General features: G+C 56.4%; 23 protein-coding genes and 1 tRNA gene. 11 read left to right on the top strand and 13 right to left on the bottom strand.

Annotation, left to right across the window (positions count from 1 at the left end; genetic code table 11):
* Positions 1-76 precede the first annotated feature (76 nt).
* The 6 genes from HNQ38_RS03455 (at position 77) to HNQ38_RS03430 (ending at position 5,585) form a co-directional block, all read left to right on the top strand.
* Entirely contained in the window at positions 77-931 is an 855-nt protein-coding gene (locus HNQ38_RS03455) for a substrate-binding domain-containing protein (RefSeq protein WP_183718025.1), read from the top strand.
* Positions 921-1,697: a 4Fe-4S binding protein gene (locus tag HNQ38_RS03450; RefSeq protein WP_183718024.1), complete on the top strand. Its 777-nt coding sequence runs from the start codon at positions 921-923 to the stop codon at positions 1,695-1,697. The genes HNQ38_RS03455 and HNQ38_RS03450 overlap by 11 nt, the downstream gene beginning before the upstream one ends.
* The gene (gene nifB / locus HNQ38_RS03445; RefSeq protein WP_183718023.1) at positions 1,694-2,608 is read left to right on the top strand and encodes a nitrogenase cofactor biosynthesis protein NifB; all 915 of its coding nucleotides are present in this window, start codon (positions 1,694-1,696) and stop codon (positions 2,606-2,608) included. Before HNQ38_RS03450 ends, nifB begins: the two co-directional genes overlap by 4 nt.
* A gap of 136 nt (positions 2,609-2,744) precedes the next feature.
* Entirely contained in the window at positions 2,745-3,839 is a 1,095-nt protein-coding gene (locus HNQ38_RS03440) for an ABC transporter substrate-binding protein (protein WP_183718022.1), read from the top strand.
* Between the two features lie 202 nt (positions 3,840-4,041).
* Positions 4,042-4,806 (top strand): ABC transporter permease, encoded by a 765-nt coding sequence (locus HNQ38_RS03435; RefSeq protein ID WP_246387972.1) that lies wholly within the window; start codon positions 4,042-4,044, stop codon positions 4,804-4,806.
* Positions 4,785-5,585: an ABC transporter ATP-binding protein gene (locus HNQ38_RS03430; RefSeq protein ID WP_183718020.1), complete on the top strand. Its 801-nt coding sequence runs from the start codon at positions 4,785-4,787 to the stop codon at positions 5,583-5,585. The genes HNQ38_RS03435 and HNQ38_RS03430 overlap by 22 nt, the downstream gene beginning before the upstream one ends.
* A 206-nt stretch (positions 5,586-5,791) precedes the next feature.
* Here the strand turns inward: HNQ38_RS03430 and HNQ38_RS03425 are convergent, their stop codons facing one another.
* From HNQ38_RS03425 to HNQ38_RS03365, 13 genes are all read right to left on the bottom strand, one after another.
* Positions 5,792-6,526, bottom strand: a complete 735-nt coding sequence (locus HNQ38_RS03425) for a dihydrofolate reductase family protein (RefSeq protein ID WP_183718019.1) — start codon at positions 6,524-6,526, stop codon at positions 5,792-5,794.
* 18 nt (positions 6,527-6,544) lie between these two features.
* Positions 6,545-7,807: an MFS transporter gene (locus HNQ38_RS03420; RefSeq protein WP_183718018.1), complete on the bottom strand. Its 1,263-nt coding sequence runs from the start codon at positions 7,805-7,807 to the stop codon at positions 6,545-6,547.
* Positions 7,808-8,437: 630 nt separating this feature from the next.
* Positions 8,438-8,514 (bottom strand) — tRNA-Arg (locus tag HNQ38_RS03415).
* A gap of 193 nt (positions 8,515-8,707) precedes the next feature.
* Positions 8,708-8,974, bottom strand: coding sequence for a 30S ribosomal protein S20 (rpsT, locus tag HNQ38_RS03410; protein ID WP_183718017.1), 267 nt, complete (start codon positions 8,972-8,974; stop codon positions 8,708-8,710).
* Positions 8,975-9,188: 214 nt separating this feature from the next.
* Complete coding sequence (gene glyS, locus HNQ38_RS03405) at positions 9,189-11,273, bottom strand: glycine--tRNA ligase subunit beta (RefSeq protein WP_183718016.1); 2,085 nt, start codon at positions 11,271-11,273, stop codon at positions 9,189-9,191.
* A 4-nt stretch (positions 11,274-11,277) separates the two neighbouring features.
* A complete protein-coding gene (gene glyQ / locus HNQ38_RS03400) occupies positions 11,278-12,156 on the bottom strand; it encodes a glycine--tRNA ligase subunit alpha (protein ID WP_183718015.1) in 879 nt (292 codons plus the stop codon).
* A 619-nt stretch (positions 12,157-12,775) separates the two neighbouring features.
* Positions 12,776-13,528: a DNA repair protein RecO gene (gene recO / locus HNQ38_RS03395; RefSeq protein ID WP_183718014.1), complete on the bottom strand. Its 753-nt coding sequence runs from the start codon at positions 13,526-13,528 to the stop codon at positions 12,776-12,778.
* Positions 13,525-14,514, bottom strand: coding sequence for a helix-turn-helix domain-containing protein (locus HNQ38_RS03390; protein WP_183718013.1), 990 nt, complete (start codon positions 14,512-14,514; stop codon positions 13,525-13,527). Before HNQ38_RS03390 ends, recO begins: the two co-directional genes overlap by 4 nt.
* A gap of 136 nt (positions 14,515-14,650) precedes the next feature.
* The gene (locus HNQ38_RS03385) at positions 14,651-15,586 is read right to left on the bottom strand and encodes a SurA N-terminal domain-containing protein (protein ID WP_183718012.1); all 936 of its coding nucleotides are present in this window, start codon (positions 15,584-15,586) and stop codon (positions 14,651-14,653) included.
* Positions 15,587-15,680: 94 nt separating this feature from the next.
* Positions 15,681-16,946, bottom strand: coding sequence for a peptidylprolyl isomerase (locus tag HNQ38_RS03380; protein ID WP_183718011.1), 1,266 nt, complete (start codon positions 16,944-16,946; stop codon positions 15,681-15,683).
* Positions 16,947-17,016: 70 nt separating this feature from the next.
* Positions 17,017-20,472, bottom strand: coding sequence for a transcription-repair coupling factor (gene mfd, locus HNQ38_RS03375; RefSeq protein WP_183718010.1), 3,456 nt, complete (start codon positions 20,470-20,472; stop codon positions 17,017-17,019).
* Between the two features lie 547 nt (positions 20,473-21,019).
* Positions 21,020-21,340: an IscA/HesB family protein gene (locus HNQ38_RS03370; protein ID WP_183718009.1), complete on the bottom strand. Its 321-nt coding sequence runs from the start codon at positions 21,338-21,340 to the stop codon at positions 21,020-21,022.
* A gap of 97 nt (positions 21,341-21,437) precedes the next feature.
* Entirely contained in the window at positions 21,438-21,752 is a 315-nt protein-coding gene (locus HNQ38_RS03365; protein WP_183718008.1) for an IscA/HesB family protein, read from the bottom strand.
* Between the two features lie 127 nt (positions 21,753-21,879).
* On the opposite strand from HNQ38_RS03365, the gene pyrR reads away from it, so the two are divergent.
* The 5 genes from pyrR (at position 21,880) to HNQ38_RS03340 (ending at position 25,827) form a co-directional block, all read left to right on the top strand.
* Complete coding sequence (gene pyrR, locus HNQ38_RS03360; RefSeq protein ID WP_183718007.1) at positions 21,880-22,419, top strand: bifunctional pyr operon transcriptional regulator/uracil phosphoribosyltransferase PyrR; 540 nt, start codon at positions 21,880-21,882, stop codon at positions 22,417-22,419.
* A 300-nt stretch (positions 22,420-22,719) separates the two neighbouring features.
* Positions 22,720-23,814, top strand: a complete 1,095-nt coding sequence (gene yedE / locus HNQ38_RS03355) for a YedE family putative selenium transporter (RefSeq protein WP_183718006.1) — start codon at positions 22,720-22,722, stop codon at positions 23,812-23,814.
* The gene (locus HNQ38_RS03350; RefSeq protein WP_183718005.1) at positions 23,814-24,032 is read left to right on the top strand and encodes a sulfurtransferase TusA family protein; all 219 of its coding nucleotides are present in this window, start codon (positions 23,814-23,816) and stop codon (positions 24,030-24,032) included. Before yedE ends, HNQ38_RS03350 begins: the two co-directional genes overlap by 1 nt.
* 158 nt (positions 24,033-24,190) lie before the next feature.
* The gene (locus HNQ38_RS03345) at positions 24,191-24,952 is read left to right on the top strand and encodes a putative Se/S carrier protein (protein ID WP_343060078.1); all 762 of its coding nucleotides are present in this window, start codon (positions 24,191-24,193) and stop codon (positions 24,950-24,952) included.
* Positions 24,940-25,827, top strand: coding sequence for an NAD(P)H-hydrate dehydratase (locus HNQ38_RS03340; protein ID WP_343060077.1), 888 nt, complete (start codon positions 24,940-24,942; stop codon positions 25,825-25,827). Before HNQ38_RS03345 ends, HNQ38_RS03340 begins: the two co-directional genes overlap by 13 nt.
* Positions 25,828-26,101: the final 274 nt, after the last annotated feature.

The following is a 26,101-nucleotide window of genomic DNA, read 5'->3' as shown; positions in this document are numbered from 1 at the left end:
TTGTTGCAAGGCAAGTATGGCTGCCTGCACGCAAGCATGCAGATTATGATTTCTCAATCCTTTGAGGGAGGCTGGTATGGATACAAAAGGAAATGGGCGGCGCGGTTTCATCAAATCGCTGGCACTGGGCGCAGCCGGGGCGGCGCTCATAAGTCCGCAGGCTGCAAGGGCCGCAAACGGTGGAACGTTGCAGGTATGGTCATGCGGCGGGCTTGCAGAAGCTATGTGCCCGGCGCACGCGGAGTATACGCGGCAATCTGGCGTCGACATTGTTTATACAGGAGCTTTTGCCGCTGCCCTTGGCAAGTCCTTGCTTACCGGCAGCGGGCATACCGAAGTTTTTGCCGGACGTGTGCTCGCTCTTGCACAGAACCTGCGCAAGGCTGGCAAGATGATATATTTCAAGCCCCTGTGCTTTACGAGCTATGTCATCGCTGTACCCAAGGGCAACCCCGCCAATATCAGCGGCATTGAAGACCTTGCCCGGCCCGGCGTGCGCGTGGCTATGGCAAAGGAAGCCTCCGCCCCCGGCGGTCAGGCTGTTATGGGCATACTCAAAGCAGCTGATCTGACCCCAAAGGTTTTGGCCAACGTGCCGGAACAGGGAACCTGTGTGCAAAGGTCTGTAAAGGACGTCGCCACTGGCAGCGCTGACGCGATGATTGTTGAACGGCGCATCTGCCGTATGGAACGTTTTGCCAATCAGCTGGAGGCCGTGGAAATTCCCGAAAAGTTTTTCCCCGCCGGGCCACTGACGTTTACTGTGGGCCTTATGGCAGACGCGGCAGACAAAGACAGGGCCGTTGCCTACATCGATTGGCTGACAAGCCCGCAGGGGCAGGAATTTTTTGAAAAGGCCGGATTTTACACATCCCTTTCTCCCAAGGGACAGGAGCTGATTGAAAAGCTGGGGGTAAAAGATGTTGCATGAAATAGTTGCCCGCCCCAGCCGCAGACTACGGGCGCTCCATTGGTGTAACAGGGCCGTGCTCGTCATTTCCACTATTTTCATTGGCGAGTGGGGCCTGTACGGCGTATTTCGTTGCCCCTTTGTAGTTCCTTTTGTCAGCTGCCAGAACTGCCCTGTCATGGCCTGCCCTGGTCAATTATCCCGCCTGTTCTGGGGATTTTGGGGCGTCTGGCTGGCTGTGGCTATTTTCTTCGGCAGGGCTTTTTGCGGCTGGCTTTGCCCGGGAGCCCTGACCAACCGCGTTCTGGCGCTTAACCCCTTCAAATTCGGCCCCAACCCCGTGGGCGTGCGCAACTACAGGTGGGCCAAATATCTTATGCTGGCCGCTGCGCTGCTGGCATGGTTCGCCCTGGGCCAGCCACGGGTGAATGTGCCCCTGCGCGTAGGTGAATTCTGGCCCTCGGTATGGCTCACATGGGAGCATGCCTTTCCCATGTGGCAACTGCGCTTTGTGCTTACAGTGGGCATCCTCGCGCTGGGATTGGGCATCGTCATGTGCTGGTGCCGTTTTGCCTGTCCCTTTGGCGCAGCCCTTGAACTGGTGCGGCGTTTTACCCTCTTTCGCTTTTACAAAACGTCCGAATGCAATGACTGCGACAAATGCCGCAAGGTTTGCCTCATGCGTACCAGGCCGGACGAAGAAAACTGCACCAACTGCGGTGACTGCGTAGGATCGTGCCCCAAAGACTGCATACGGTTTGGCCTGAAGCCAAGGGGCAAGGAATGAGCATACACCAGCCAGACAGTGCGCGGCACCCCTGCTTCAACCCGGAGGCGCACCGCGCATTTGGCCGGGCGCATCTGCCCGTGGCGGCAAGCTGCAACGTGCAATGCGGATTTTGCGACCGCCGCTATTCCTGCGTTAACGAATCCCGCCCCGGTGTGACGGCGCGCCTGCTCACTCCCGATGAGGCTGTGGACGCGGCCCTGCGTGCTGTGGCCCGCATGCTGCACCTGAGTGTCATTGGTATTGCTGGCCCTGGCGATCCTCTGGCCAATGCCGCTCCAACCCTAAAAACTCTTGCAGAGCTGCGCAAGGCGCTGCCCGGCATTCTGCTTTGTCTGTCCACCAATGGGCTGGCGTTGCCGCTGCACGCGCAAACCCTGGCCGGCCTCGGCGTCGGGCATGTGACGGTAACCGTCAATGCGGTCAGACCCGACGTGGGTGCAGCCATCTATAACTGGGTCGATGACGGCGGTAAGCGCCTGTCCGGGCGGCAGGGGGCAGCCCTCTTGCTCGAAAGGCAGAAAATAGGAATACGCCTGCTTAAATCACTGGGTGTCACCGTCAAGGTGAACGCGGTGGTCATACCCGGCGTAAATGATGCGCACATGTCTGACATAGCCAAAGCCGTCGCCGCCTGGGGAGCAGACCTCATGAACAGCATCCCCTTATTGCCTGTGGCGAATACACGCTTTGCCCTCACCTCTTCGCCCTCGGCGCAGTTGATGCACAGCATCCGGGCTGAGGCTGGCGAAGTGATTCCCCAGATGCGCCACTGTACGCGCTGCCGTGCTGACGCCCTGGGCCTTCTGGGCGAGGATGGCCAGCTTGACGACATCTGTGGCGCTCAGCCTCGGGCGCAGGCACAAATGCAAGCGCAGGAACCGCCCAAGGCTCATGAATACGGTCAGTAGGCAATAAGGCCATACTTGCCCCGCTTGCCAACAGATCACAGCGGCAGACCGATGTGACTGAAACACTGTGCAAATATATTTGCCAAGGATGTAACAAGAATTTTCTCATTAAGCACAAAAAACTGATGGAGGTACTATGCGCACCCTGTTTGGTAAAATGCTGGCAACAGCGCTTTTGCTCGCCCTTGGTGTTGCCGCGCAGGCGGCGGAACTGCCCCGACTGAAAGTCGGCTACATTTTTACCACCAACCATACGCCCCTCATGGCCGCTATGGATATGGGCGAAAAGCTGCCTGTTGAAGGCATGTGGATGCAGCCCATAGTGCCCAAAGAAAAGTATCAGCTCATGAAAGACGGCAAGCCCGTGGCGGTGCTTGATATTGTTGTTATCAAAAGCGGCTCGGAAACTGCGACCTTGTTCGCCCAGAAGCAGCTTGATATCGGCCTCGCTTCCATAACCGCCATTATGGCCGGCATCGACAAAAACATCCCCATCAAGATTGTGTCCCCTCTGGTTCTGGCCAGTGGCGGCGTGGTTGTATCCAACGATGTTCCCGCCAAAACGTGGCAGGAATTTGTTGCCTACATCAAAAAATCGTCCAAACCTGTGAGCATCGGCTACCACTCGCCCAGCAGTGCGCCCATCATAATTCTTGAGAGCGCGCTCAAATCAGAGGGCATCACCTACACGAGCAACCCGCTGGACCAGAAGGCGCAAGTGGTTCTGGTAGACCTGAAGGGCATGGCCAACCTCATTCCCGCCCTGAGCAGCAAACAGGTTGACGCGGTGGTCGGGCCGGAGCCCTTTCCCCAGACAGCCGCAGGCAAAGGCGCTGGCTGCGATATCAGCATGCTCCGCAACCTTCCGCCTGAAGGCAAGTGGACAGACTACCCCTGCTGCGTTATCGCCGCGCGCGACGAGGTCATTGCCACGCACCCTGAACTGGTGCGGGATTTTGTGAAGCTTATGGCCGGAATTGGCCGCTGGTGCAATGAAGACCCGCAGCGCGCCGGAATTCTTGGCTCCAAATGGATAGGCCTGCCGGAAGAGATCGGCAAGAATTCCAACCTCCGCTTTTTACAAAGCTTTACTGACGGCTGGAAAGAAGGTGCAGACGGCTACCTGAACGACCTGAACAAGGCCGGATACTTCAAGGGCGCTTTGAAGGATAAAACCTTTAAAGAGGCAGAAAGCCTTCTTGTGGACCCACAATTTCTGAACGGTAAATAAGCCTTATCCATTGTCTGCCCCGGTTTGCGGCTGCACGCCGGGGCAGACTAAAAAGGGTGAAAGCTGCTTGAAGCCACGCGGCCCGGCCCGAGAGCTATACTGCATGCACGCTTTCATCTTGCGGTCATAACCAATGAAAAATATTAAAGCATTTTTTCTTCCACTCGTATTTCCGCTGTTATTTTTACTCTTATGGCACCTGATGGCCCATGTGGTGAAAAACGACATTATTCTGCCGGGTATTCCGCAGGTCTGGAGCCTGCTGTCCAGCCCCAGCGATGACGTCATTTCAATGGGTACCCTGCCTGCCAACACGCTTATAAGTCTGGCGCGGGTTTTTGCGGGATACATCATTGCGGTGCTTCTGGCTGTTCCGCTTGGAATCATCATGGGCTACAAGCCCGACGTAAATACCGCCCTTAATACGTTTCTTGGCCTGTTTCGCTCCATCCCTCCTCTGGCCTGGGTTCCCCTGGTACTGGCGTGGTTTGGCATGCTGAGCCTGGCCGACGTTTTTTCCGTGCCTATCGGGGCCGCATATCCATATTTTCATAATATCAAAGTATCTATGATTTTTATCATTTTCATCGGCGGGTTTTATCCCATACTCACCAGCGCCATACACGGCGTGGGCATGGTGCCGCAAACACTTACGGATGCGGCAAGGGTTCTGGGGGCCAGTCAGATAGATATTTTCCGCAAGGTGCTGCTCCCATACGCCGCGCCATCCATCATCAATGGCCTGCGCATTGGCCTTGGCGTGTCCTGGATGTGTCTTGTATCAGCCGAGATGTTGCCGGGCAGCCTTTCAGGCGTGGGGTATCTTATTACTCACGCCTACACCGTGGGCCGAACGGACGTCGTTATAGCGGGCATGATAAGTATCGGGCTTGTCGGGGCGTTGCTGGACAGATTATTCAGGCTCTACGAAGACAGGAAGTTTGTATGGAAACGACTGACAAAGTAATGGACGCTGCCTTACTGCATTCAGAACTCGTGGTCGCTGACGTATCAAAAACTTTTGTGACCAAAAGCGGCCCCATTGAAGCCCTGCACCACGTTAATATGACGGTGGAGCACGCGCGCTTTGTCTGCATAGTTGGGCCTTCTGGCTGCGGGAAATCAACCCTGCTGCGCATGATGGCTGGCCTGAGCCCCTGTGAACAGGGAGAAATTCGCTTTCGTGGCGAACAGCGGCAAGGCCCGTGCCGGCAAATCGGCATGGTTTTTCAGGAATATTCGCTTTTTCCCTGGCTGAATGTGCTTGATAATACGGGGATTGGACTGCAATTCAACGGCATGGGCAAGGATCAGCGCGAGCAGGAGGCACGCCGCTATCTTGGCATGGTGGGGCTTGAGAAATTCGCGCTGGCCATGCCACATGAGCTTTCCGGCGGCATGCGGCAAAGGGTGGCCATTGCGCGTGCCCTGACCAACGCGCCTGACGTGCTGCTTATGGACGAACCCTTTGGAGCCATTGACGCGTTTACGCGCATTACGCTGCAAAAAAGGCTGCTTGAAGTTTGGGAACAAAGCCGGAAGACAATCGTGTTCGTCACGCACAGTGTGGATGAATCCGTCTACCTTGCGGACGAAATCATTGTTATGGGCACCAATCCAGGGCGCATTGTGGACAGGTTTGCTGTGGAGTTGCCCCGCCCCCGGCGAAGAGACGACCCAGCCTATGCAGGCTTGGTTGCCCGCATTCTGACGCTTCTGGAGCAGCAGGACGATATGACCGCCTGACAGATACCCACACGCTCAACACTATTGGCAGTTCATACGCCTTCAATACGGATATTGATAAGGGATAATTTTGTAGCTAGAGGTGATTAACCTCGAGAATACATATTCTTAAAGTTTAGTACACGCGCGTTACGGCGTTTGCCCAAGCCCTCTCTACGGCAATTTCACATCATCTATGTGAATTACGTTCAGGCATATCAGATGGTTCATTCATCTCTTTGATTATTCACGGTATAGCGCAGCCATACGCTGCCCCCACTTTTCACTTTTGCGCTTTTGAGCGTAAAACCAACAGGATTGCTGATCGAAAACCCGTCTCTTGCTTCAAACAGTGCAGGCGTTGCCGAAGAACCGTCCGCAACAGGTGCAACAACGACGCTAAGCTCATCACACATTCCGGCCTGTATGAAAGACCAGTTTAAAACCCCGCCTCCACCGAGCATCAGTGTCTGAATATTAAACAGATTTTTTAATTTCTTCAGGGCGAGGGCGTAATCCAAAGCCCCCTCACCTGCGATAATGTAAGAGATGCCAAGGTCACGCAGAAAAGCTTTGTAGGCATTGCTGGCCTTACCTGTCAGCACCTCAATTACGTGTGCTGTGGTGTCAATATAGATCAATTCGTTTTTCTTCCAGCCCAGCTTGCCAGAGGGATCAACGGAAACGTAGAACATGCCGGCGTCAGGCCTAGCAACATAATCGCCAGCTGCCACCAAAGGAGCGTTTTGGTCCAGGAGAGGTTTTTCATACAGTGTGAAATTATCGTCCGTGGTTACCCTGCCTGACAGCCAACCCTGGTGCTTGTAGTAAGGCTCTTTTCCAAAGGCGATGTTGTAAAATACGTCTCCTGCAACTTCACCTTCCCGAGTTTCCATATATGAGCCCATAATTTTTCCATCCAGAGAAGTCATCATGTGGCAAAAAACGTATGGTCTGTTCACAGGTATATTTCCTTGAGTTTATATTGATGACTTTTCATTTTTATAAACAGAGCGCATATGCAGGTACGCGCCCAGTGATATCAATGACAGCGTGCTTCCGGTTAGCGCCGTGGGCGTCCACCCAAAGTTGGTGTAAATATATGGTCCCCAATATGAACCCAGGGCTCCCCCTGCAAATGCCACTGAAATAATCAGCGCGTTGAGGCGGCTGCGCGCATTGGCGTTTTCCAGAAGTACAGCCTGCTGAATAAACACGTTGGATATATTAAGGCCGGAGTCCATAAAAATGATAGCCAGCAACATAGTTGCTGTTGCAAGCCCGAGAAGAGGCGTTATTAAAAACGCCAGCAGGCAAAGAAATGCACCAAAGCCAATAATGGCTAACCGCCAGCCCTTATCTGCCATCGATCCGGCCACCACCACACCGAGGGGAGCTGCAAGGCTGGCTAGCGAAAGCATGGCAATATCATTGTGTGTAAACTGCAGTTCAGAGGCCAGCATAATGGGAAAACTGGCCCAGAAAAGTGTAAAACCGGTGAAGTTACACAAAAGCATGAAAACCTGGCTGCGAACCTTGGGCATTGTGACAAAGAGCTTTCCCATTGAAACAAAAATACCAGGATAGGATAATTTTTTCGCAAAACACGCTTTTGCCGGAATGGAATAATAAAACAGGATGATGATGGCACAAACAGAACCTGCCGCCATCAAATACACTCCCCTCCACCCCGTAAGACCCGTCAAAAAACTGAATATTGGCCTGCCCAGCACCATGCCCAATGCAGCCCCTGCCACAATAATACTACTGAGACGTCCGCGCTGACTGGGGCGTATCAGCCCGATGCTGAACGGAATAATCAGCTGCACCACTGAAGAGCACAATCCAACACAAAAAATGGCGGCATAGAACACCAGCATTCCCGCTGCCAGATGGACCATGAACAGTGCAATTGCCAGACAGCAAAGCAGCAGCAGGATAAGGCGTTTATTTTCAAACGAATCACCCAGGGGAACGATAAACAGCACGCCAACGCCGTATCCAATTTGTGCCAGGGTAAGTATAATACCACTTGATTTAATAGGAATTGCAAGATTGCTGGCAATGTCGCTGATGATCGGCTGTACGCCGTACATATTGGCTATAAGCAAGCAGCAGGCAATTGCCAGAAAAAAGACCTGACGAATGGAAATATAATGCTCTGATGGGTCATCAATCATCCAGTTTTTACCTGCCCTGGAGGACTCCGGAGCAGATGCTTCAGATTTTGAGGAATGTTTCATAAATAATTTTGTGTATCCGTAGGTAAAATCTTTTCAGAAGGGCATAGCTCCTGCCCTGCGCCGTTCCCCGAAGCTCTTTTGGCTTTACAGATTTGGCATTTAAAAAATCACCCTGCTTTTCAGCCATCTGCCTCGTGTATTGTGGCTTATCCTGCAAGTTAATATGGTAAACCACTGAGAATATTACGTTAATTTTACATTATTCAGGATACCCAAGGGAATAACTGGATATTTAACGGCGTCTTCAAATATTCAAGAGAAAGAGAAGCCGTAGCATGTTCCGAATTTTTACCCTGAATTTTTCATTTACCAGTGTTCTAGTTTGAATCCTGGTGCGACAAGAAAACAGCGCTTACGTTTATGTAACCCCTTATCATTTACATACTGCGCAAAACTAGACCCAATCCTGCCTATTTCTTATCTGCTTCTCCCACTTGCCAACCTCAATAAATAATGGCTGCTTCGACCTGATGCACGCTGATAAGAAAACGACGGAGAAAAGGAGAGATGGAGATAAGAAGCCGACCAGCCTTACAGGCGGAAATGCGGCGGATGTTGAAAGGCCTATTCAGAATCTGCCATAACAGAAAAAGCCCTTACGATTTTCATCGTAAGGGCTTGATTCTTTAGTGGTGCGCCCGAAGAGATTCGAACTCCTGACCTACAGGTTCGTAGCCTGTTGCTCTATCCAGCTGAGCTACGAGCGCGCAACGAAGGGGAATCTATATTAAGCTGCAGTCGCCGTCAAGCTTTTTTTCAAAATATTTTTTGAAAATCTGCGAACTTAGTTGAAATTTTCAAAACAGCATTCACCCGAAGGGAGTGATTACAAGCAACGCAGCGCGTTGTCAAGAAACAATAAACTGTTGGCAGAAAAAATCTGCCTCAAAGGCTTGGCGACTAGGCTTCGATGCCGTTAACGGCACGGGCCAGACGCGAAATCTTGCGCGCGGCCTTCTTCCAATGCATGGCGCCCTTGCTGGCGGCCTTGGAAAGCACGGAAGTAGCGGCCACCAGAGCTTCACCAGCCTGAGCCTTATCGGTGGCCGTGATGGCGGAGCGCACCTGTTTGATGGCGTTCTTCACGCGGGTACGGGCGGCGCGGTTGCGACCGGCCTTCTGCAAGCTCTGCCTGTGACGCTTGATGGCTGACTTATGGTTGGCCACGGTATCCTCCACTATGTTGGGCTTGCATTGGCAAGCCGAGACTCTGAATTATATTGCGCTATCGCGAAGACGGGTTGTTAGCATAGCCCCGTATGGCTGTCAAGCGCCGTGCCGGATTTCCGGCGGTATATCTTTTCTTATCAAACATTCCGGCGGTTCCGCTCTGCGTTTCGGCAGCGCGGAACAACCGGACATGGAACATATACGGACAAAGCTACATTTGCAAGGCCGCAAAATCAGCCAGCCGGGCAAAGCGCCCACCCAGAGCCTGCAACATAGCCAAACGGTTACGCCGCAGGTCCGTGTCTTCACACATAACCATTACGCCGTCAAAGAACGCATCCACAGCCGGGCGCACTTCACTCAGGCAGGCCAGGGCAGCCGCATGGTCCTGATCGGTCCACATCTGGTCAAGCTTCGGCAGCAATTGATCCAGCGTGGCGGCCAGGGCTTTTTCCGCGTCTTCCTGCAAAAGTTCCGCCTTCCATTGGGCCGGAATTTCTTCAGTCTGCCCCTGCTTGCGCAAGATATTGGCCACACGCTTGAAAGTTTGAGCGGCCTCGGCAAAACCAGCCTCGCGGCTAAAGGCCGCCAGAGCGCTCAAGCGCGCGCCGCATTCCTTCACCTGGGCAGAGCCCGCGCCGAGGGCAGCGTCAACCAGCAATGTGTCCTGTCCCTGACTCATGAAATAGTTACGCAGGCGCGCTGCGAAAAATTCCATAAGTTTGTCCAAAGCCTCATTGGGGGCCAGCTTCCACTGCCTGTCGCCATACAGTTCCTGCGCCTTGGCGAAAACCTGGCGCATGTCCAGCGGCAGTCCGAAATCCAGCACTATCCGTATGATGCCAAGCGCGCAGCGGCGAAGGCCGTTGGGGTCGGCAGCGCCAGTGGGGATCATTCCCAGACCGAAGCAACCCGCGAGGGTGTCGGCTTTGTCGGCAAGGGACAGCAGCGCTCCGGCCATACTGCCCGGCAAGGGAGAATCCGGCCCGGCAGGAAGATACTGCTCGGCCATTGCCTGGGCCACAGTGGGATTTTCACCCTTGCGGCCCGCGTAGATGCCGCCCATGATGCCCTGAAGCGTATCAAATTCGCCAACAAGCCCACTGACCAGATCCGCCTTGGAAAGACGCCCGGCCCGCGCTGCGTCAGACGCCAGCTCAGGCGCGCACGTTTCAGCCAGCCAGCCACACAGCGCTTCAAGACGACGTGTTTTGTCGCCCATGCTGCCAAGATCGCCGATAAAGATAACCGTATCCAGCTTTTGCAGCCAATGGTCAAAAGGTTCGCGCAGGTCGGCTCTCCAGAAGAAACGGGCATCGTCCAAGCGGGCGCGCAGCACTCTCTCCCACCCGCGTTTGACAATCCCCATATCCTCGGGGGTGATATTGAGAACTGTCAGAAAGTGCGGCAACAGCTGGCCATTGGCATCTTCAATACCAAAGCTTTTCTGATGGCTTTCCATACTGGTCAGCAGCACTTCGCGCGGCACTTCAAGGTAGGCCGGATCAAAATCCGCCAGCAACGGCACAGGATGCTCGGCAAGCCCCTGCACTTCGTCAAGCAGGCTGTCTTTCCAGAGAACCTTGCCATTGGCCGCCACAGCCTGGGCATTACCGCCCTCAATGATGATCTTGCGGCGCTCTGCCGGATCAAGAGTGATGGCGCAGGGGCCAGCCAGGGTCTTCAAAAACTCATCGGCATGCGTCACGGCAAAGGGGCCGGGACCGTGGATGCGGTGGCCGCAGGTTTCGCGTCCCGAAACCTTGGGGCCGACCTCAAAGGAAATCACATCGCTGTCCAGCAGAGCCAGTATCCAGCGCAAAGGACGGGCATAAGCCAGGGAGTAATCACCCCAGCGCATGCGCTTGGCAAAAGGCAGAGCCGTGATGATGGCCGGGCATATGGCGGCCAGCAGTTCGCTTGCATGCGCGCCGCCGGTGTGCTTGCGCACAGCCACATAAACGCCCTTTTCCGTCTCTTGCTGAAAAACGTCGTCCAGGGTGCAGCCGTTGGTGCGCACAAAGCCTTCGAGGGCCTTGGTGGGCTTGCCTTCAGCGTCGTAAGCCACACGCACGGGCGGGCCGGAAACGATTTCTTCGCGCTCGACCTGCACGGGGTTGAGATCTTCAATCATGACCACAGCGCGGCGTGGCGTGCTCATCACACGCAGAGCGCCGTGCTCCAGCCCAGCTTCATCAAGGGCGGTGGTAAAGCGGGCAGAAAGTTCCGCCTCTTCGGGAGCCAGAAAACGGGAAGGCAGTTCTTCGCTGCCAATTTCAAGCACAAAGGTGGCCACGGCTTTACCTCGCATCCTTTTTGAGCATGGGATAGCCCAGTTCTTCGCGCTGAGCCGCATACAGACGGGCCACGCCCGCCGCCAGGGCACGCACCCTGCCGATGTAGCCGGTGCGTTCGGTGATGGATATGGCCCCGCGCGCATCCAGCAGGTTAAAGGTATGCGAACACTTCAGGCAGTAATCGTACGCGGGCCAGGGCAGGCCCAGTTCCAGCATGGCCTTGCTCTGCCCTTCAAAATCGCTGAAATGACGCAGCAGCATCTGCGCGTCGCTGGCCTCAAAGTTGTGGCGCGACTGCTCCACTTCGTTCTGGTGATAGATGTGCCCGTAGGTAACATTTTTATTCCAGGCCAGATCGTAAACGGATTCCACACCTTGCAGATACATGGTCAGACGTTCCAGGCCGTAGGTCAGCTCAACGCTGACAGGCGAAAGATCAATGCCGCCCACCTGCTGAAAATAGGTGAACTGGCTCACTTCCATACCGTTGAGCCATACTTCCCAGCCAAGTCCCCAGGCGCCAAGAGTGGGTGATTCCCAGTCATCTTCCACAAAGCGGATGTCGTGCTGCGCGGGATTGATGCCCAAAGCATTGAGGCTTTGCAGATAGAGGTCCTGCACGTTGTCCGGCGAGGGCTTCATGATGACCTGAAACTGAAAGTAGCGTTGCAGGCGGTTGGGATTTTCGCCGTAACGGCCGTCTGTGGGACGCCGCGAGGGCTCCACATAGGCCACGCTCCAGGGTTCGGGACCAATGACCCGCAAAAAAGTATGGGGGTTGAAAGTACCTGCCCCGCACTCCACGCCGGAGGGCTGCTCAATGACGCAGCCCTGTTTGGCCCAGTAATCCTGTAGGGTGAGTATCACGTCCTGAAAATACATGTGCTGTCCTTTAGGAAACGCTGATTGAAATGGCTCACGGCTTTTGCCCCGCCAAGGACGCGCACGGCGCGCACCTCGACCTTTTGAAGCATTGCACACTTGAAAATCCCGCAAGGATTCGTCTTTAAACACTTGCCCCTGGTCAAACCAGGCCAGGTTTAGGGCAGGTTCAGGCGCAGGCGGGCTTTGCTGGCCCTTGAGCGCCTGTTGAACACTTTGCCTGCTCCAGCAGGTACACTTTAAGAGTATGATCTCTCAAAGTTTATGACGCGCCCGTTACGGGTGCACCTGCCCTGCAATCCCAGAATAGTTTCAGGTGGCTCTGCTCCAGAGCAGATTGGTTTTGAAACGCTTTACATTTCAAACCTGTTGTTCTGCCAAAAATTGCAATTTTTGGCAGAATCCACGCCACATTGCGGCGCGCTGCACTTCCGCGCAGCGTTTGAGCACGTAAAAATGCTCAAAAAAAGCCCGCATACCTGTGGCAGTTGGGCGAAGACAAGAGAGCCGTTTGTCAATGATTCCCTTGTTATGCAGTGCCCCAAAAGCCTGGCCGCGCGAAGACGCAATAGAACCAGTCTCTTAACCCGCAGCAACAGGTCAGGCGATGCCCTTCCTGCTATACGCGGCGGAAAAAACCACCCTCCCACGCCAGCCCCAGATGGTATTGCACAAAACCGTCAATAACACGCGAGCAGGCCCGTCTGTCCACAGAAGGCAGTTCCTCCGCATGCCAGCCGGATGGCAATTCTTGCTGTACATGACGCAAAAGGTCAAGTCCGTCTGTGCTCAATTCCACGCCATATCGCACAGGCCCGGCTTCCGCACGGCAGGAAGGACAACGCACATGACCTTCATCCACAACAAACTGCCCGGGGCCTTGCAAGGCACAACCGCACACGCCGCAGACATCCAGACTTGGTGCAAAACCCAGAGCCCCCGCCAGACGCAACCGGAAAAAAAGAGGAAAAAGTGCGGGCAGCGTGGCGGCTTCTTCAAGCGTTCGCCGCATATCTTCCACCAGCGTAAAGGCTTCATCCGCCCCTTCGTCGCCCACGCCAAGCGATTCGACAAACCGCATGCAGTTGGCGGCCAGCCCCATACGACGCCAATCGCGTCTGAGCGCTTGGGGGCCGCCCAGCAGCACGGCCTCTTCAAGGTTGAGAAAACCGCCCCGTGGCGAAGCTTTAACCCGGCAGTGCAGGCTGTTGAGCACGTCGAGGCAGCCACAAAAGCGACGCCTGCTTCTGCTTCCGCCAAAGGCGAACAGCGTCAGCAGGCCGTGCTTGCGACAAAGGGTTCTCAGCCAGAGGTCCGACTCACGAAAGTGCCCCATGCGCAGCACAAGCGCGTGATCGGCCCATTCGGTCATGGGAGTGCCGGCGGGAAGGTCAGCGTGCGTACCTGACCACTTGCGCCTGCAGGGGGAAGCTCCTCGCCGTCGTAACGGAGGCGTACCCCGCCCGCATTACCGAGCTTCAACTCCAGGCTTTTATTAAACGTAAGGGCAAAGGTGTCACCCTTGCGCAAAGAAAACTGTCTGGTGTCCGTATTATCCGCATTGGAGTGCACCCAACATTCTTCCGTAGCGGTAATAATGAGCTTGTGCGGCCCCGTAACGGGCGTCTGCGTTGCTGCGGCCCCAGTGGGCGCAGCAGCCACTGGCGCGGCAGGAGCGGCAGGCGCAACAGGGGCGGCAGGCGGTGTGGGCGTGCCGGGAGCAGCAGGAGCGCCAGATGTGCCAGATGCAGCAGAGGCACCGGGCGCAGCGGGTGCCACGGATGTGGCAGAACGGGCCGCCTGAGTACCGTTGTCGGCCGCAGCCGTTGCAGATTGCCCCGCGCTGGCTCCCTGACGGGATTCACGATTGGCGGCAACACTGCGGGAGCCTGCGCCAAGAGAGGAAGTATCGGCGGTATCCGGGCTTTGCATGGGCGCGGGTTGCGCCATGCGGCGGGTCTGGCTGGTCAGAAATTCCAATGCGCCATGCTGCCATGCGGCATACGCGCCTACGCCCAGCAAAACCACCACAAAAGCAGAAAGAAAAGGCTTCATGCTGCGGCGCGGGGCCAGGGTAATGTCCGGCATGGGCGCCTGCTGCACAGTGGTTTCTTCATTGCTGGCTTCCAGAGCAGCCAGCGCAGCGCTGACTTCTTCAGTGGAAAGCCCCACATAAGAAGAATAGGAACGAATGAAGCCCTTGGTATATGCCAGATGGGGCAGAGAAGATGTGTCCCCGGCCTCAAGCGCACGCAAAAGACGCGCGCCAATCTTCAAATGATTAGCCGCATCTTCGATGCTCAGACCCCTCTTTTCACGCTCAGCGCGAAGGACCGCACCCAATTCCTCTAAGGTCATGCAAAGCCTCGGTAAAGGTCTTTGCCGCCCCGCGGGCGGCTGTTACCAGCAGCATATCCGGCCATAAGCCGAAAAACAGTTCGCCACCGGAAAGACGCGGCGCGGCACAAGCCGCGCGCACGCCAGAACAATCACGCTACAGCCGGATGTCAATCACGGCCTTTTTGCGCAGCTGCCCCGTATAGTCGTCAAAGCGCTCCATAGCCTTGGGCTGACGCAAAATGGCGTCAATCTGCGGCTTGGCTTCTTCAAAGGAGAGCATCTTCACACCACCGCCACCGGGACGGAAAAGATGCACCTGCGCCTTGTGCCCCTGAAGGTCAAAAACGTCCGTAACGTCGCCGGGCTTCATCTTGGTAAGACGGCCTTCCCATTCGGGATTCAGGCGGTCCCATTCTACCGGGCCCATATCGCCGCCTTTTTCCTTGTTGGGCGCAATGGAGTATTTTTGCGCGGCTTCTTCAAAGGTCAGTGCCCCAGAGCGTATCTGGGCGGCAATGGCGGCAGCGTTGACCTTGGGCGAATAGACCATAACACCCATATGCAGGCCGCTGCGGTCATACATGGTAGCCTTGTTGGCTTCGTAATAGGCCTGAATTTCTTCGGGGGTAACCACAACCTTGCGGCCCACTTCCATGCTCATGATCTTCTGACGCAGCAGGGTCTTTTCTATATTGCCGCGCAGTTCGGCCACACTGCTCTTCTGGCGAACGAGCTGTTCTTCGAACTGCTGCTTGGTCATATTGCGGCCCTGCATGATCTTGGCAATCTCATTGTCAATATCCGAAGGGGAAACGGAGACTTTCAGTCTTTTAGCTTCCTGGGCGATGAGAATATCCATAATCATCAGGTCCAGAACCTTACGAAAAACCGTGTCCACCTGCTTGGCATTGGCGGGATTGTCCGGATTGAGACCATTACGCATCAGGTCTGGCAAAGCATTTTTTTGCAGGTCAAACATGGTGATGACTTGTCCATTGACCACCGCAGCCACCTTATTGAGCTGGGCGGCCTGCACACCGCATACGGTCGTAAGCATGATCGCCAGCAGCAAAACAAGAGTTTTCCTCACAGGTATTCTCCCTCATACAAAGCGCCAGGTGCGCCTGTTTATCGTCAGATTTTTAGCCCAAAACAGCACGACATGCAATGACCGTCCGGCAAGGCTACAAGCCCTGCCGGACTTGCTTGCCGGGCGTCCCCGTTTTTTCATATGGTCCGTCTGTTTCCCCACCGCCCCCCGGGGTATCCGCGCCTTCCTCTCCATCTGACGAACCGGGCCCGGCATCGCCGGAGCCGTTGACGCCACCGTGTGAGGAAAGGCCATTGCCCGCACCGGAGCCGTCTTCCCGCATTGCGGGCCGTGCAGAGGGCGGCGTGAGCAGATCAGCCATAAGGTCAGGATTCACACGCACCTGCGCGCGTTCCAGAGCCGCAGTCAGCCAGCGTTCGAAAGCGGCTTCCTTACGCTGTTGACGCAAAATGTTCTCAATGAGCGGATAGGCCTCGGCCACGCCCATCGTGTGAGCGGGATTACGCCCTTCCAGTGCAAGCCCGTACCAGCGTCCGTCCTCCTGAACAGGAGAAGCACACTGCCCCGGCGCGAGCTTTTCAGCTTTTTTCCGCCAAGCGGCCGGCAACTGGGCCAAATTCATTTCCTGGCACTGCAATAAAATATCCCTGGCCTGCTCTTCGCGTGCCGGGCGGCCAGAGACGAAAGACGCGCAAAAACTGTCTACAAGCTGGCGTTCTACGGCTGAAATCAGGCAAACGTCCAGCGTTTCAGGTAGGTTGAATTCAGTTTCGTGTTCCTTGTAATATACTCGCACGTCGTCCAGAGAAATTCGAATACCGGGCAAAAGAATGCGCTTTTCAAAACTTTGAATGGCCAGATGATCGCGCATGAGCACCCGCCATTCGTTTTCGTCCAGCGATTCGTCAGCCAGAAAACGCGCCAGCCCTTCCTGACCGCCGTAGTCAGCCCTGATGGCAGCCACCGCGGCTTCAAGGGCAGCGTCTGTGACAGGGATTTGCAGGTCGCGCAAATCCTGGCGTACCAGGGCGTAAATAATCAGTGTGCTCAAGGCATCGCCGTACTGCCGCTTCATATTTTCCAGCGATGGCCGCTGCATGGTGCCCAAAGCCGCTGACCGGCTGTCCAGCAGGGCCTGCACGGTACGCAGGTAAATGGGCTCGCTGTTGACCGTGGCCACCACGCCCTCAGGCAAGCGCGCCTCGAAACAGGCGGTCAGCATGAAGCAGCAGACAAGCAGCGCCAGACGCGCCATGCGAGGTAAAAACGCAGCCGTCAGCCCCGACACGGAGCGCGCCGCATGCCCACACAACCGCCCTGGCGTTCCGGCCACCTGTGCAGAAACCGTTGGCGGCAGCTTTTTGTGGTCGCCGTGTTCAGCTGAAAAAAACAAGGGCATAGACTTCCTCTTCCGGCAACGGCTGGCCGGAGAAAAACGGTCAAGGGCGGCGCATGGCCGCCCTGTCAGATCAGGACGAGACCTGTTCCGCAATGGGCATGCGTATGTCTTCCAGTGCCTGACGCAGTCTGTCAAGTCCCTGTGCAAAAGAAGCGTCTTTTTCCAGAGGCAGTGTCAGCCCCGCAGGGGGTTGCACGCGCGCGCCCGGCATGGAGGCAGCAAGGGCTACAATGCGCTCGGGCTGCACGGCGGTCTGCCCGTCGGGCCAGGTCAGGCGCACATAGCCGCGGTGCACGTCGGCCTTTTGCACCTGAAGCTCGGTAAGAAACTGCTTGAGGTCGAGCACTGCCAGAAAGTTCGCCAGCTCTTCGGGGAAAGGCCCGAAGCGGTCGCGGATGGACAGGGCCGTTTCTTCCCGCGCAGCTCCGCCCGAGGCCGAGGTCAGCGCCTTGTAGCAGCGCAGACGTTCGCGCCCGTCGTCAATGTACGAAGCAGGAATATGCGCTGGCAGGCCCAACGTCAGTTCCGTTTCGCTCACCAGACTTTCGGGCATGCCCTTGAGGCGGCCCACGGCTTCTTCAAGCATTTCTAGATACAGATCCAGACCCACACGGCACATGTGGCCCGACTGCACTTCGCCCAGTATATTGCCAGCCCCGCGCAGACGCAAATCTTCCATCGCCACCTGAAATCCCGCGCCCAAGTAGTCCATATCCATAATAATGCGCAGGCGTTCTTCGGCTATGGCAGTCAGGCGCTCGGCATCGGGCACAACAAAAAAGGCATAGGCCTGCCTGTCGCTGCGGCCAACTCGGCCGCGCAACTGGTACAATTGCCCAAGCCCGAACATCTGGGCCTGATCCACCACCAGAGTATTGGCACGGGGGAAGTCCAGACCGGATTCCACAATGGAAGTGCAGACCAGCACATCCAGTTCACCATGCCAGAATTTGTGCATGGTATCTTCCAGCTCGGTTTCAGACATCTGGCCGTGGGCCATACCCACCCGCGCGGCAGGAACAAGCCCGCGCACATATTCAGCCACGCGCTCAAGCCCCTGCACCCGGTTGTATACCCAGAATATCTGGCCCTCGCGCTCCATCTCGCGCTCCATCACCTTGCGCAGCACGTTATCATCCCTGCGCAGCACGGCGCTGGCCACGGGCTTGCGGTCCTGCGGCGCGGTTTCAATAATGGAAAGCTCGCGTATGCCGGACATTGAAAGCTGCAAGGTACGCGGAATGGGTGTGGCCGTAAGCGTCAGCACGTCCACATTTTTCTTGAGGGCCTTGAGTTTTTCCTTGTGACGCACACCAAAGCGCTGTTCTTCATCAAGGATAAGCAGGGTCAGGTTGGGCAGCTTCACGTCTGTGGACAAAAGACGGTGGGTGCCTATGAGTATGTCTATCTGCCCTGCGGCGGCAGCCTTGAGCACATCCTTCTGCTTTGGACGCGACACAAAACGGCTGAGCAGGCCCACGTTGACGGGAAAGCCCGCCAGACGCGCCCTGAACGTCTGATAGTGCTGTTCGGCCAACACCGTCGTGGGACACAACATGGCCACCTGCCGCCCCTCGGAAGCAGCGCGGAAGGCAGCGCGCAACGCCACCTCAGTTTTACCGAAGCCCACGTCGCCGCAAACAAGGCGGTCCATCGGGCTGGTTTTATCCATATCGTCCAGCACGTCCTGAATGGCCTTGGCCTGATCGGGGGTTTCCTCAAAGCCAAAGGTGGCTTCAAATTCGTGATACAGTTCGCCAGGCGGATCGTAGCGAAAGCCCTTGGTTACCTTGCGGTAGGCGTACATTTCCACAAGATCTGCGGCGATTTTTTCAATGGCCTTGCGGGCTTTTTCCTTGCCAGAAATCCAGGCTGCGCCGCCCAGACGGTCAAGAGCAGGCTCTACACCTTCTGTGCCCTTGAAACGCTGGATGAGGCCCAGGCGGTCGGCTGGCACATAGAGCTTGTCCTTGCCGGAATACTCCACCAGCAGAAAATCGTTGGCCGCAGCATTGATGTCCATATGGTGCAGACCAGCGAAACGTCCGATGCCGTAGTCGCGGTGCACAAGAAGGTCGCCGGGCTTGAGATCGTCAAAGGAGTCCAGGCCCTTGAAGACGCGGGACGACACGCGCGGCGTTTTTTCAGCCTTGGGATAAAGGATGTCTTCGCCAAGAACCAGAGCGTCGTCCCATACCAGATCCGCACCGGATCTGAACTGCGAAACGAGGGCGAAAATCCCCCGCTGCTCCGGCGCATAGCGCATGGCGGGTGCGATGCCGTCCTGTTCGGCCAGCTTCAAAAATCTGGCGCGGCTTCTGCCCGATGAAAAACTGAGCACCACCTGACGGCGGCTGCCCCGCCACTCCTTGAGGGCAGCGGCAAGATGTTGCCAGGGGCGATCCTGCGCGCCCGGCACCGGAAAAAGCTCGGTAAAGGAATGCAGGGGGCGTTCAGCAAGATCAAGGCCCCTTTCTTCCACGCCCATGACCAGAGGTTCTGCGTACACGCGCTGAAAACTGTTCCAGGGCGCGGGCTGCGAACTTTTGCGCAGGGCAAGGGCCGCTGGCTGCGGCAGGGGTGAATCGGGAGCTTCCAGCCTTTCCTTGAGGCTCAGGCGGCTATTGCGCAAAGCATCGGCGCTGTCGGCCTCGCCGGGCAGAAGCCACAGGCTGTTTTTGGGCAGCCAGTCTTCAATAAAACTGGTCGTTTCAAGCACGCTGCCGGGCAAAAGGCCAAGGCCGCCGCTGTCCAGTGATTTTTTGAAGGAATAGCATTCGTTTTCGCCAATGCGGCCTTCAGCGAACATGCGGTCGCAACGTTCCCGTGCCGCAGCCAGAGCCTTGGTGTCCAGAGACAACGGGCTGGCAGGCAGAAGCGTCAGTTCGTCGCAACCCTGCAAGGAGCGCTGGCTTTCAGCATCAAAAACCCGCATTTCATCAAGAGTATCGCCAAAAAATTCCAGACGCACAGGTTTGGCGTATCCCGCAGGAAAAATGTCGAGAATATCGCCCCGGCGGGCCATTTCTCCTGGCCGCGTGACCATTGCCACGCGCTCGTACCCCCACTCAACTGCCTGATCCAGCAACAGTTCAGGCGCGTAATCGCTGCCCTTGCGCAGATCAAGGTTGCGTGAAGAGAAAAAATTCAGGGGCACATGGCGCAACAAAAGACTTTCTACACTGCAAACCAGGCAGCGCGGCTGGCCCAGACCAAGCCCGTAAAGGGCAGCCAGGCGTGACGCCCATGAGGCCCTGTCCTGCCGCTGGCTCAAGGCGGGCAGCGCCAGACAGGGGCTGCGCCACAAGGGCTCGGACAGCGATTTATCGCCAAACGAAAGCTCGGGGGTAAAGAGCGTCAGTAACGCACGGGCAAGATTGTATTCTTCGCGCTCGCGCGCAACCAGAACAACAGTGCGCCCCTGAGCCATAGCTTCGACGGCAAGACGACAACGCGTGGCCATGCCACTGCGCTCAATGTAAATCTGATTTTCCTGACTTGCCAGTACTGTGGTAAAACTGTCCATTAACCTGTTTCCATATGGCTGACCGATGTTCCTGCCCGGCCATGCTGTGCACGCGGGCGAATCCCGCAAAGCTTTTGCTGAAAATTACGAAATCTGAAAAGGCTGCTTTACCCTATGACAATGTTGCCAGAGTGCTGTCGCCAGCCGAACGCCCTTCGGGCAACGGCTGCCGCAAACCACCAGATAAATACAGTACGCAAACAACGCGGTCTGTTCTTCGCAATTGCTGCACCATTCATAAGGCCTGCGAATTTGCCAACAGTTGCCGCTCAGGCCGTGCTTGTACCGGCCCTGCTGCCCGACGCAGCGATTTGCGCCATAGGCAGTTTCGCAGACTTGACCCGCAAGACACTTGCTAACAACTCAGGCAAGCTTTTGACCACACCCTATAACAGAGAAAAAGTCTGCCGTATCAAATACTTGCGCAACCAACAGCCAAGGTGCGTGTTTGGCGCTTTGAGCGTGCATAACCGCTGCAACCGTATGCTTAAAACAGACGCGGGGGCGGCTCTAAAGCCGCCCCCGGTCAAATGTACCTGTCTGCTTGCTAATTGGTGCCGCAGCCGCCGGAGCAGCCGGAGCAGCCGCCCTCGCTCTGGGGCAGGGGAATGGTGGGTTCCACCATAAAGCCCATATAGGTGAGGTCGATTTTCACGCCTTCAATCTGAGTCAGCAGATCTTTGTTGATGCAGAAGGTGAAGCCACCCTGCTCTTCGCTCTGGTCCTCATCAGTGGCGGCGTCAAGAGCCAACGCAAGACGGGGACCGCTGCAGCCACCGGGGGCAAGATAGACGCGGATGTCGCTTTTTTCCTTGCCTTCAAAGTAGGCTGCCAGTTCTTTCTGGGCGCTTTCGGTAAGTTCGAGCATGGTTCCTCCATGATTTTTTTCGGGCATATTATATGATTTATATTCCGAAAAACAGGCTGTATGCTTCAGTGGCCAACGGGGAACCAGGCCCGTTTGGTTAGTGGCTTCCGCAGCTTGAGCAGCTGCTGCAACCATCGCCTTCTGAAGCAAGGGGCACGTCTGGGGTGATCGTAAAGCCCATATACGTTAAATCAACAGTAATTCCCTTCACTTCATTCAGCAAGGCTTTGCTCATGCAGAAGGTATACCCAGCCTGTTCCTCGGTTGTATCCTGGTCATTCGGCTCATCCAGAGCCAGAGCGAGGCGCGGGCCGCCTCAACCAGCCGAGAGGTAAATCCGAATCGGATCCTTTTTCTTGTCCGCAAAGAAGGTATCAAGTTCCTTGCGGGCGTTGTCGGTCAACTGAATCATGATGTCCTCCATATTTCTGGTGCCATAGTAACTAAGGCCATGCTTCTACCTTGTCAATTGGTGGGGGACTTTTCTTCAACCACAAAAAGCGTTAGGCTTTGGGCAGGTAGACGTTACGGGAGGATACATGAGCACTACCCTGCTGCTTGAGCAACACGAAATGGCGCGAATGTTGGAGCGTCTGGCGTCCCAGATTCTGGAGCGTCACGACCGCTGCGACCATGTCATGCTGGTCGGTATAGAACGGCGTGGCGCAGACCTTGCGCACCGCCTCTCTGCCCGGCTTGAAGAGCGCCTTGGGCACCCTGTGCTGCTGGGCACACTGGACATAAACCTCTACCGTGACGACTGGACCAGCCTTGAAGGCAAGCCACACATCGGGCAGTCGCGCATACCTGCCAGCGTTGACGGGCGCGTCATTATTCTGGTTGATGACGTTCTTTACACAGGCCGCACCATACGCTCCGCCCTGGAAGCCCTGCTGGACTATGGCCGCCCCAAGGCTGTGGAACTGCTTACCCTGATTGACCGTGGACATCGTGAACTGCCTATACATGCGGACTATGTGGGCCGATCTGTCAATACAAGCCGCCAGGAGCGCGTGGACGTGCTGCTGGCTGAAAGAGACGGTGAAGACGCCGTTCATTTGACGACAAGCTCCACATAGCACATGGCGAGGCACGGCCTCGTCCGCATACCCAAATGATCCGGCGGCTCTTTCAGCCGTCAACCCGCACAGACAGCATCTGTGCGGCCAAACAAGGATCGAGCATGCCCAAGCGCAAAACCTGACGCAATCCCGGCAACTTCACGGTGTGGAGTGTATGCGGGCGGCGGCGCGTTTTGTGGTATAGGAGCATGACGTGGCAAAACTGAGCACGAGGTAATCCTCCGTCCGCTTTCTGTCGGCCCCGATGGCCGTACAGGCAACGGGCGCACGCCCACAAGCAGGAGCAGGAGGATACCCATGAAACAGTATTTCAACGTCCTTTCCACCACAACAGGCATAGTTGTAGTGGGCCTCATTTTTGGCGTTGTGGCAGTATTGCTGCAACAGGCTGGCAATCCCGGCAATATGGGCATTTGCGTAGTCTGCTTCAACCGCGACATCGCCGGGGCGGTCGGCCTGCACAGAGCTGAACTTGTGCAGTACCTGCGCCCTGAAATTCTGGGCATGGTGCTTGGAGCCTTTGCGGCAGCCATGCTTTTTGGCGAGTACAAGCCACGCGGCGGTTCTGCCCCCATTACCCGCTTTTTCCTTGGAGCCATCGCCGGCATAGGCGCACTGGTTTTTCTGGGTTGCCCCTGGCGCGTCATTCTGCGTCTGGCAGGCGGTGACGCCCACGCTCTTTTTGGACTTGCTGGCCTTATTGTTGGTGTAGGCATTGGCACCGTATTTTTCCGCATGGGATTTTCGCTTGGCCGCAGCCAGAATCAGGGCAAGATCTCGGGCCTGCTGCTGCCCGCGATGATGCTTGGTCTTGTGGCCCTGTATCTTGCTGATCCGCAGATAATCGGCGAACTCAAGAGCGGCGTGCTCTTTTATTCCATAAAGGGTCCCGGCTCACAGCACGCGCCCTTTATCTTCTCTTTGTGCGCAGGCCTTGCCGTGGGCTTTCTGGCCCAGCGCAGCCGCTTTTGCACAATGGGCGCGCTGCGCGACGTCATTCTTTTCAACCAGTGGTATCTGGCCCTCGGCTTCATTGCGATGTTTGCAGCAGCTCTGGTCATGAACCTCAGCTTTGGCTCCTTTCACTGGGGCTTTGAAAACCAGCCTGTGGCACAGCCCAACAACCTCTGGAACTTTATGGGTATGGTTACAGCTGGTCTTGCCTTTGCCCTGGCCGGAGGCTGCCCTGGCCGTCAGCTTTTCATGGCTGGCGAAGGCGACAACGACGCCGCCGTTTTTGCTGTCGGCCTCATCGTGGGCACGGCTATGGCCCACAACTTCGGCATGGCCTCCAGCACGGCTGGCATCGGCCCCCACGGCATGGCCGCCACACTGGCAGGACTTGGCATTTGCCTGTTCATAGGATTCTTTAATTGCAAGAGAGGCGCGTAATGTCTGAACTTATTGATACCCGCGGCCTTTCCTGCCCGCAGCCTGTGCTGCTCTTTCTCAACGCCGCCAAAGCTGATGCTTCCAATGCTTTCAGCGTGCTGGTGGACAATGACGCCAGCCTTGAAAACGTCAGCCGCGCCGCACGCAACCGGGGCTACAGCGTGGAGACCGCCGATGAAGGCCAGGGCATAACCCGGCTGGAAATCCACAAGTCCTGACGCCCTGCTCCAGCCATTTGCACTGGGCAGTGCCGTCACGAAATGGATTTCCTTGGTATATCAAGAAGAGCAAGCCTTTTATGCAGGGAGTGTACTCTTATGGTACTCGACCGGAATAAAAGGCAAAGTTCGACGTAAAAATACCAAGAAAGGCGCTCGTGACGGCACTGTCCAGAACCATCCGGGCGGGCTTGCCCGCCCGGCAAAGGGCCACAATGACCAGTAAACCCACTGACATCAGCAAGAAATCCGGCGGATTATTGAGCAGGCTTCGTCAGGCCCTGAACGGGCTTGGCAACGGGGCTGCCCGAGGGATTAGCCGTGGACCAGCCCGTGGGACGGCTCGTGGGCCTGTTCCGGCGAATGGCCGGCCCGCTTCAAACGAAGTTTCCTCAGACCAGGGCGCAGCCAAAGCGCTCAGTGACCGTGGGCTGCTGGTGTTTTCTCACACGGGTGAAGTCATCAAGGCCGAAAGTCTGCTGCGCAAGGCCGGACTGGCCGTTGAAGTCAAAGGCCCGCCGCCGCAATTACGCACAGGCTGCGATATGGTGGTGGTTTTTGAGCTGGTCAGTCAGACGCTGGTGCTGGAAACACTGAACAAAGGCGGTCTTCGGCCAGAACAGGTCGTCACTGCCCACGATGTGCTGCTTGAGCCTGTGTCTCTTTATCAGGTCAAACACCTGGAGCACTGGATCATGGTGCGCGCCGCCAATATGAAGATTACCCTCGACAAACGCGATGGCCGCATTGTGAATATATCCGGCGGCGGCTGCCCGGACGTTCCCTGGCTTGCGCACTGCCTGTGCGGCCTGCGGCTGGACGAAGCCCCGGAACCGCGAAGTCTGGGGCAGACGCTGTGCTGCTACAGCCTGCAAAAGGCCTACGAAGAACTGCGGAGGCAATATCCGTGTGGTACATAGCGGGAACACTGCCGAATAAGGATATGGGCCTTTGCGAAGCGGCGGCCCAGGCTCCGGCGCATGTGCGCGGGGGCATGCTGCATCTGGCCGACGAAAAATCCATCCCTGTGCAGCGCGGCACTGCGGCGCTGGCCGCCACTGCACTGCTGGCCTGCGAAGCTCTGGGCTATGAGCCTCCACGCCTTTTGCTGGCAGGAGACATCGGTTCCGGCGCTGGCAGCCGCGCCCTTTACGCGTGGCTCACAGAACATGTCGAAAGCCTGGCCCCCGAAGGGCTGACCTTTCACTATCTTTTCCCGGATGTTGACTGGCACAACCGTGTGCTCATGGCCATACAGGCGATGCAATCAGCCCCTTTGCTGGTCGCGGACGCGGGGTTCATGTATGTGGCCAAGATGAGCGGTTATGCCGACGCTTATGACCTCTTCACGCCCGACCTGGGCGAGATGGCATTTCTGGCTGACGAAAAAGCCCCGCATCCTTTCTATACCAGAGGATTTTTGCTGGCAGAGGAAGAAGACATTCCTGCATTGCTGGCCCGAGCCCAAGCGCACGGCAACTGCCCTGCCAACCTCATCATCAAGGGCCGCGCCGACCATATTGTCTGTGACGGACAGCTTACCGCAACGGTTGAGGAACCTTCGGAACCAGCGATGGAATGCATCGGCGGTACGGGTGATCTGGTGACAGGTCTCGTCACGGCCCTGCTGGCGGGCAAGGTGCCGCTGTGCAAAGCCAGCCTCGCCGCCGCACGCCTTGCCCGGCTGTTGGCGCGGCACTGTGCGCCTGACCCCGGCACGCAGGTAGCGCAACTGCTGGAACAATTGCCTCAGGTTTTACACCGTCATGCAGAAGATGTTTTGAAGGCTGATTAATGCAGCGCTGCCTCCTTCCCCCCATGCCCACCCTTGTGCGCGTCAGGAACATCCTGAAAAATCTGTGTGGTGCAAGCCATATACTTGAAGCGCCTGTCCCGCGCCTCCCAGTCCGGCTTCGCACGGCTCCATCAAAAACCGTCTGCATGTTTTAAAACATTTTTGCTTTGAACAGCTTTGTGGATGAGGGAGCTTTTTACACAAAAATCTCCGCCGACACGCCTTCCCTTCAAAATATTCATGTTATTCAAGCGTATTACCAAACCTATCGTAA

Source organism: Desulfovibrio intestinalis (genome assembly GCF_014202345.1).
GTDB lineage: Bacteria > Desulfobacterota > Desulfovibrionia > Desulfovibrionales > Desulfovibrionaceae > Desulfovibrio > Desulfovibrio intestinalis.
This window is presented reverse-complemented; position numbering and strand designations above follow the sequence as displayed.

Excerpts from the sequence above, each read along its gene's own strand:
- HNQ38_RS03455 (WP_183718025.1), top strand. The coding sequence starts at position 77 with ATGGATACAAAAGGAAATGGGCGGCGCGGTTTCATCAAATCGCTGGCA.
- HNQ38_RS03450 (WP_183718024.1), top strand. The coding sequence starts at position 921 with ATGTTGCATGAAATAGTTGCCCGCCCCAGCCGCAGACTACGGGCGCTC.
- nifB (WP_183718023.1), top strand. The coding sequence starts at position 1,694 with ATGAGCATACACCAGCCAGACAGTGCGCGGCACCCCTGCTTCAACCCG.
- HNQ38_RS03440 (WP_183718022.1), top strand. The coding sequence starts at position 2,745 with ATGCGCACCCTGTTTGGTAAAATGCTGGCAACAGCGCTTTTGCTCGCC.
- HNQ38_RS03435 (WP_246387972.1), top strand. The coding sequence starts at position 4,042 with ATGGCCCATGTGGTGAAAAACGACATTATTCTGCCGGGTATTCCGCAG.
- HNQ38_RS03430 (WP_183718020.1), top strand. The coding sequence starts at position 4,785 with ATGGAAACGACTGACAAAGTAATGGACGCTGCCTTACTGCATTCAGAA.
- HNQ38_RS03420 (WP_183718018.1), bottom strand. The coding sequence starts at position 7,807 with ATGAAACATTCCTCAAAATCTGAAGCATCTGCTCCGGAGTCCTCCAGG.
- glyQ (WP_183718015.1), bottom strand. The coding sequence starts at position 12,156 with ATGTATTTTCAGGACGTGATACTCACCCTACAGGATTACTGGGCCAAA.
- recO (WP_183718014.1), bottom strand. The coding sequence starts at position 13,528 with ATGACCGAATGGGCCGATCACGCGCTTGTGCTGCGCATGGGGCACTTT.
- HNQ38_RS03390 (WP_183718013.1), bottom strand. The coding sequence starts at position 14,514 with ATGACCTTAGAGGAATTGGGTGCGGTCCTTCGCGCTGAGCGTGAAAAG.
- HNQ38_RS03380 (WP_183718011.1), bottom strand. The coding sequence starts at position 16,946 with ATGCCCTTGTTTTTTTCAGCTGAACACGGCGACCACAAAAAGCTGCCG.
- mfd (WP_183718010.1), bottom strand. The coding sequence starts at position 20,472 with ATGGACAGTTTTACCACAGTACTGGCAAGTCAGGAAAATCAGATTTAC.
- HNQ38_RS03370 (WP_183718009.1), bottom strand. The coding sequence starts at position 21,340 with ATGCTCGAACTTACCGAAAGCGCCCAGAAAGAACTGGCAGCCTACTTT.
- pyrR (WP_183718007.1), top strand. The coding sequence starts at position 21,880 with ATGAGCACTACCCTGCTGCTTGAGCAACACGAAATGGCGCGAATGTTG.
- yedE (WP_183718006.1), top strand. The coding sequence starts at position 22,720 with ATGAAACAGTATTTCAACGTCCTTTCCACCACAACAGGCATAGTTGTA.
- HNQ38_RS03350 (WP_183718005.1), top strand. The coding sequence starts at position 23,814 with ATGTCTGAACTTATTGATACCCGCGGCCTTTCCTGCCCGCAGCCTGTG.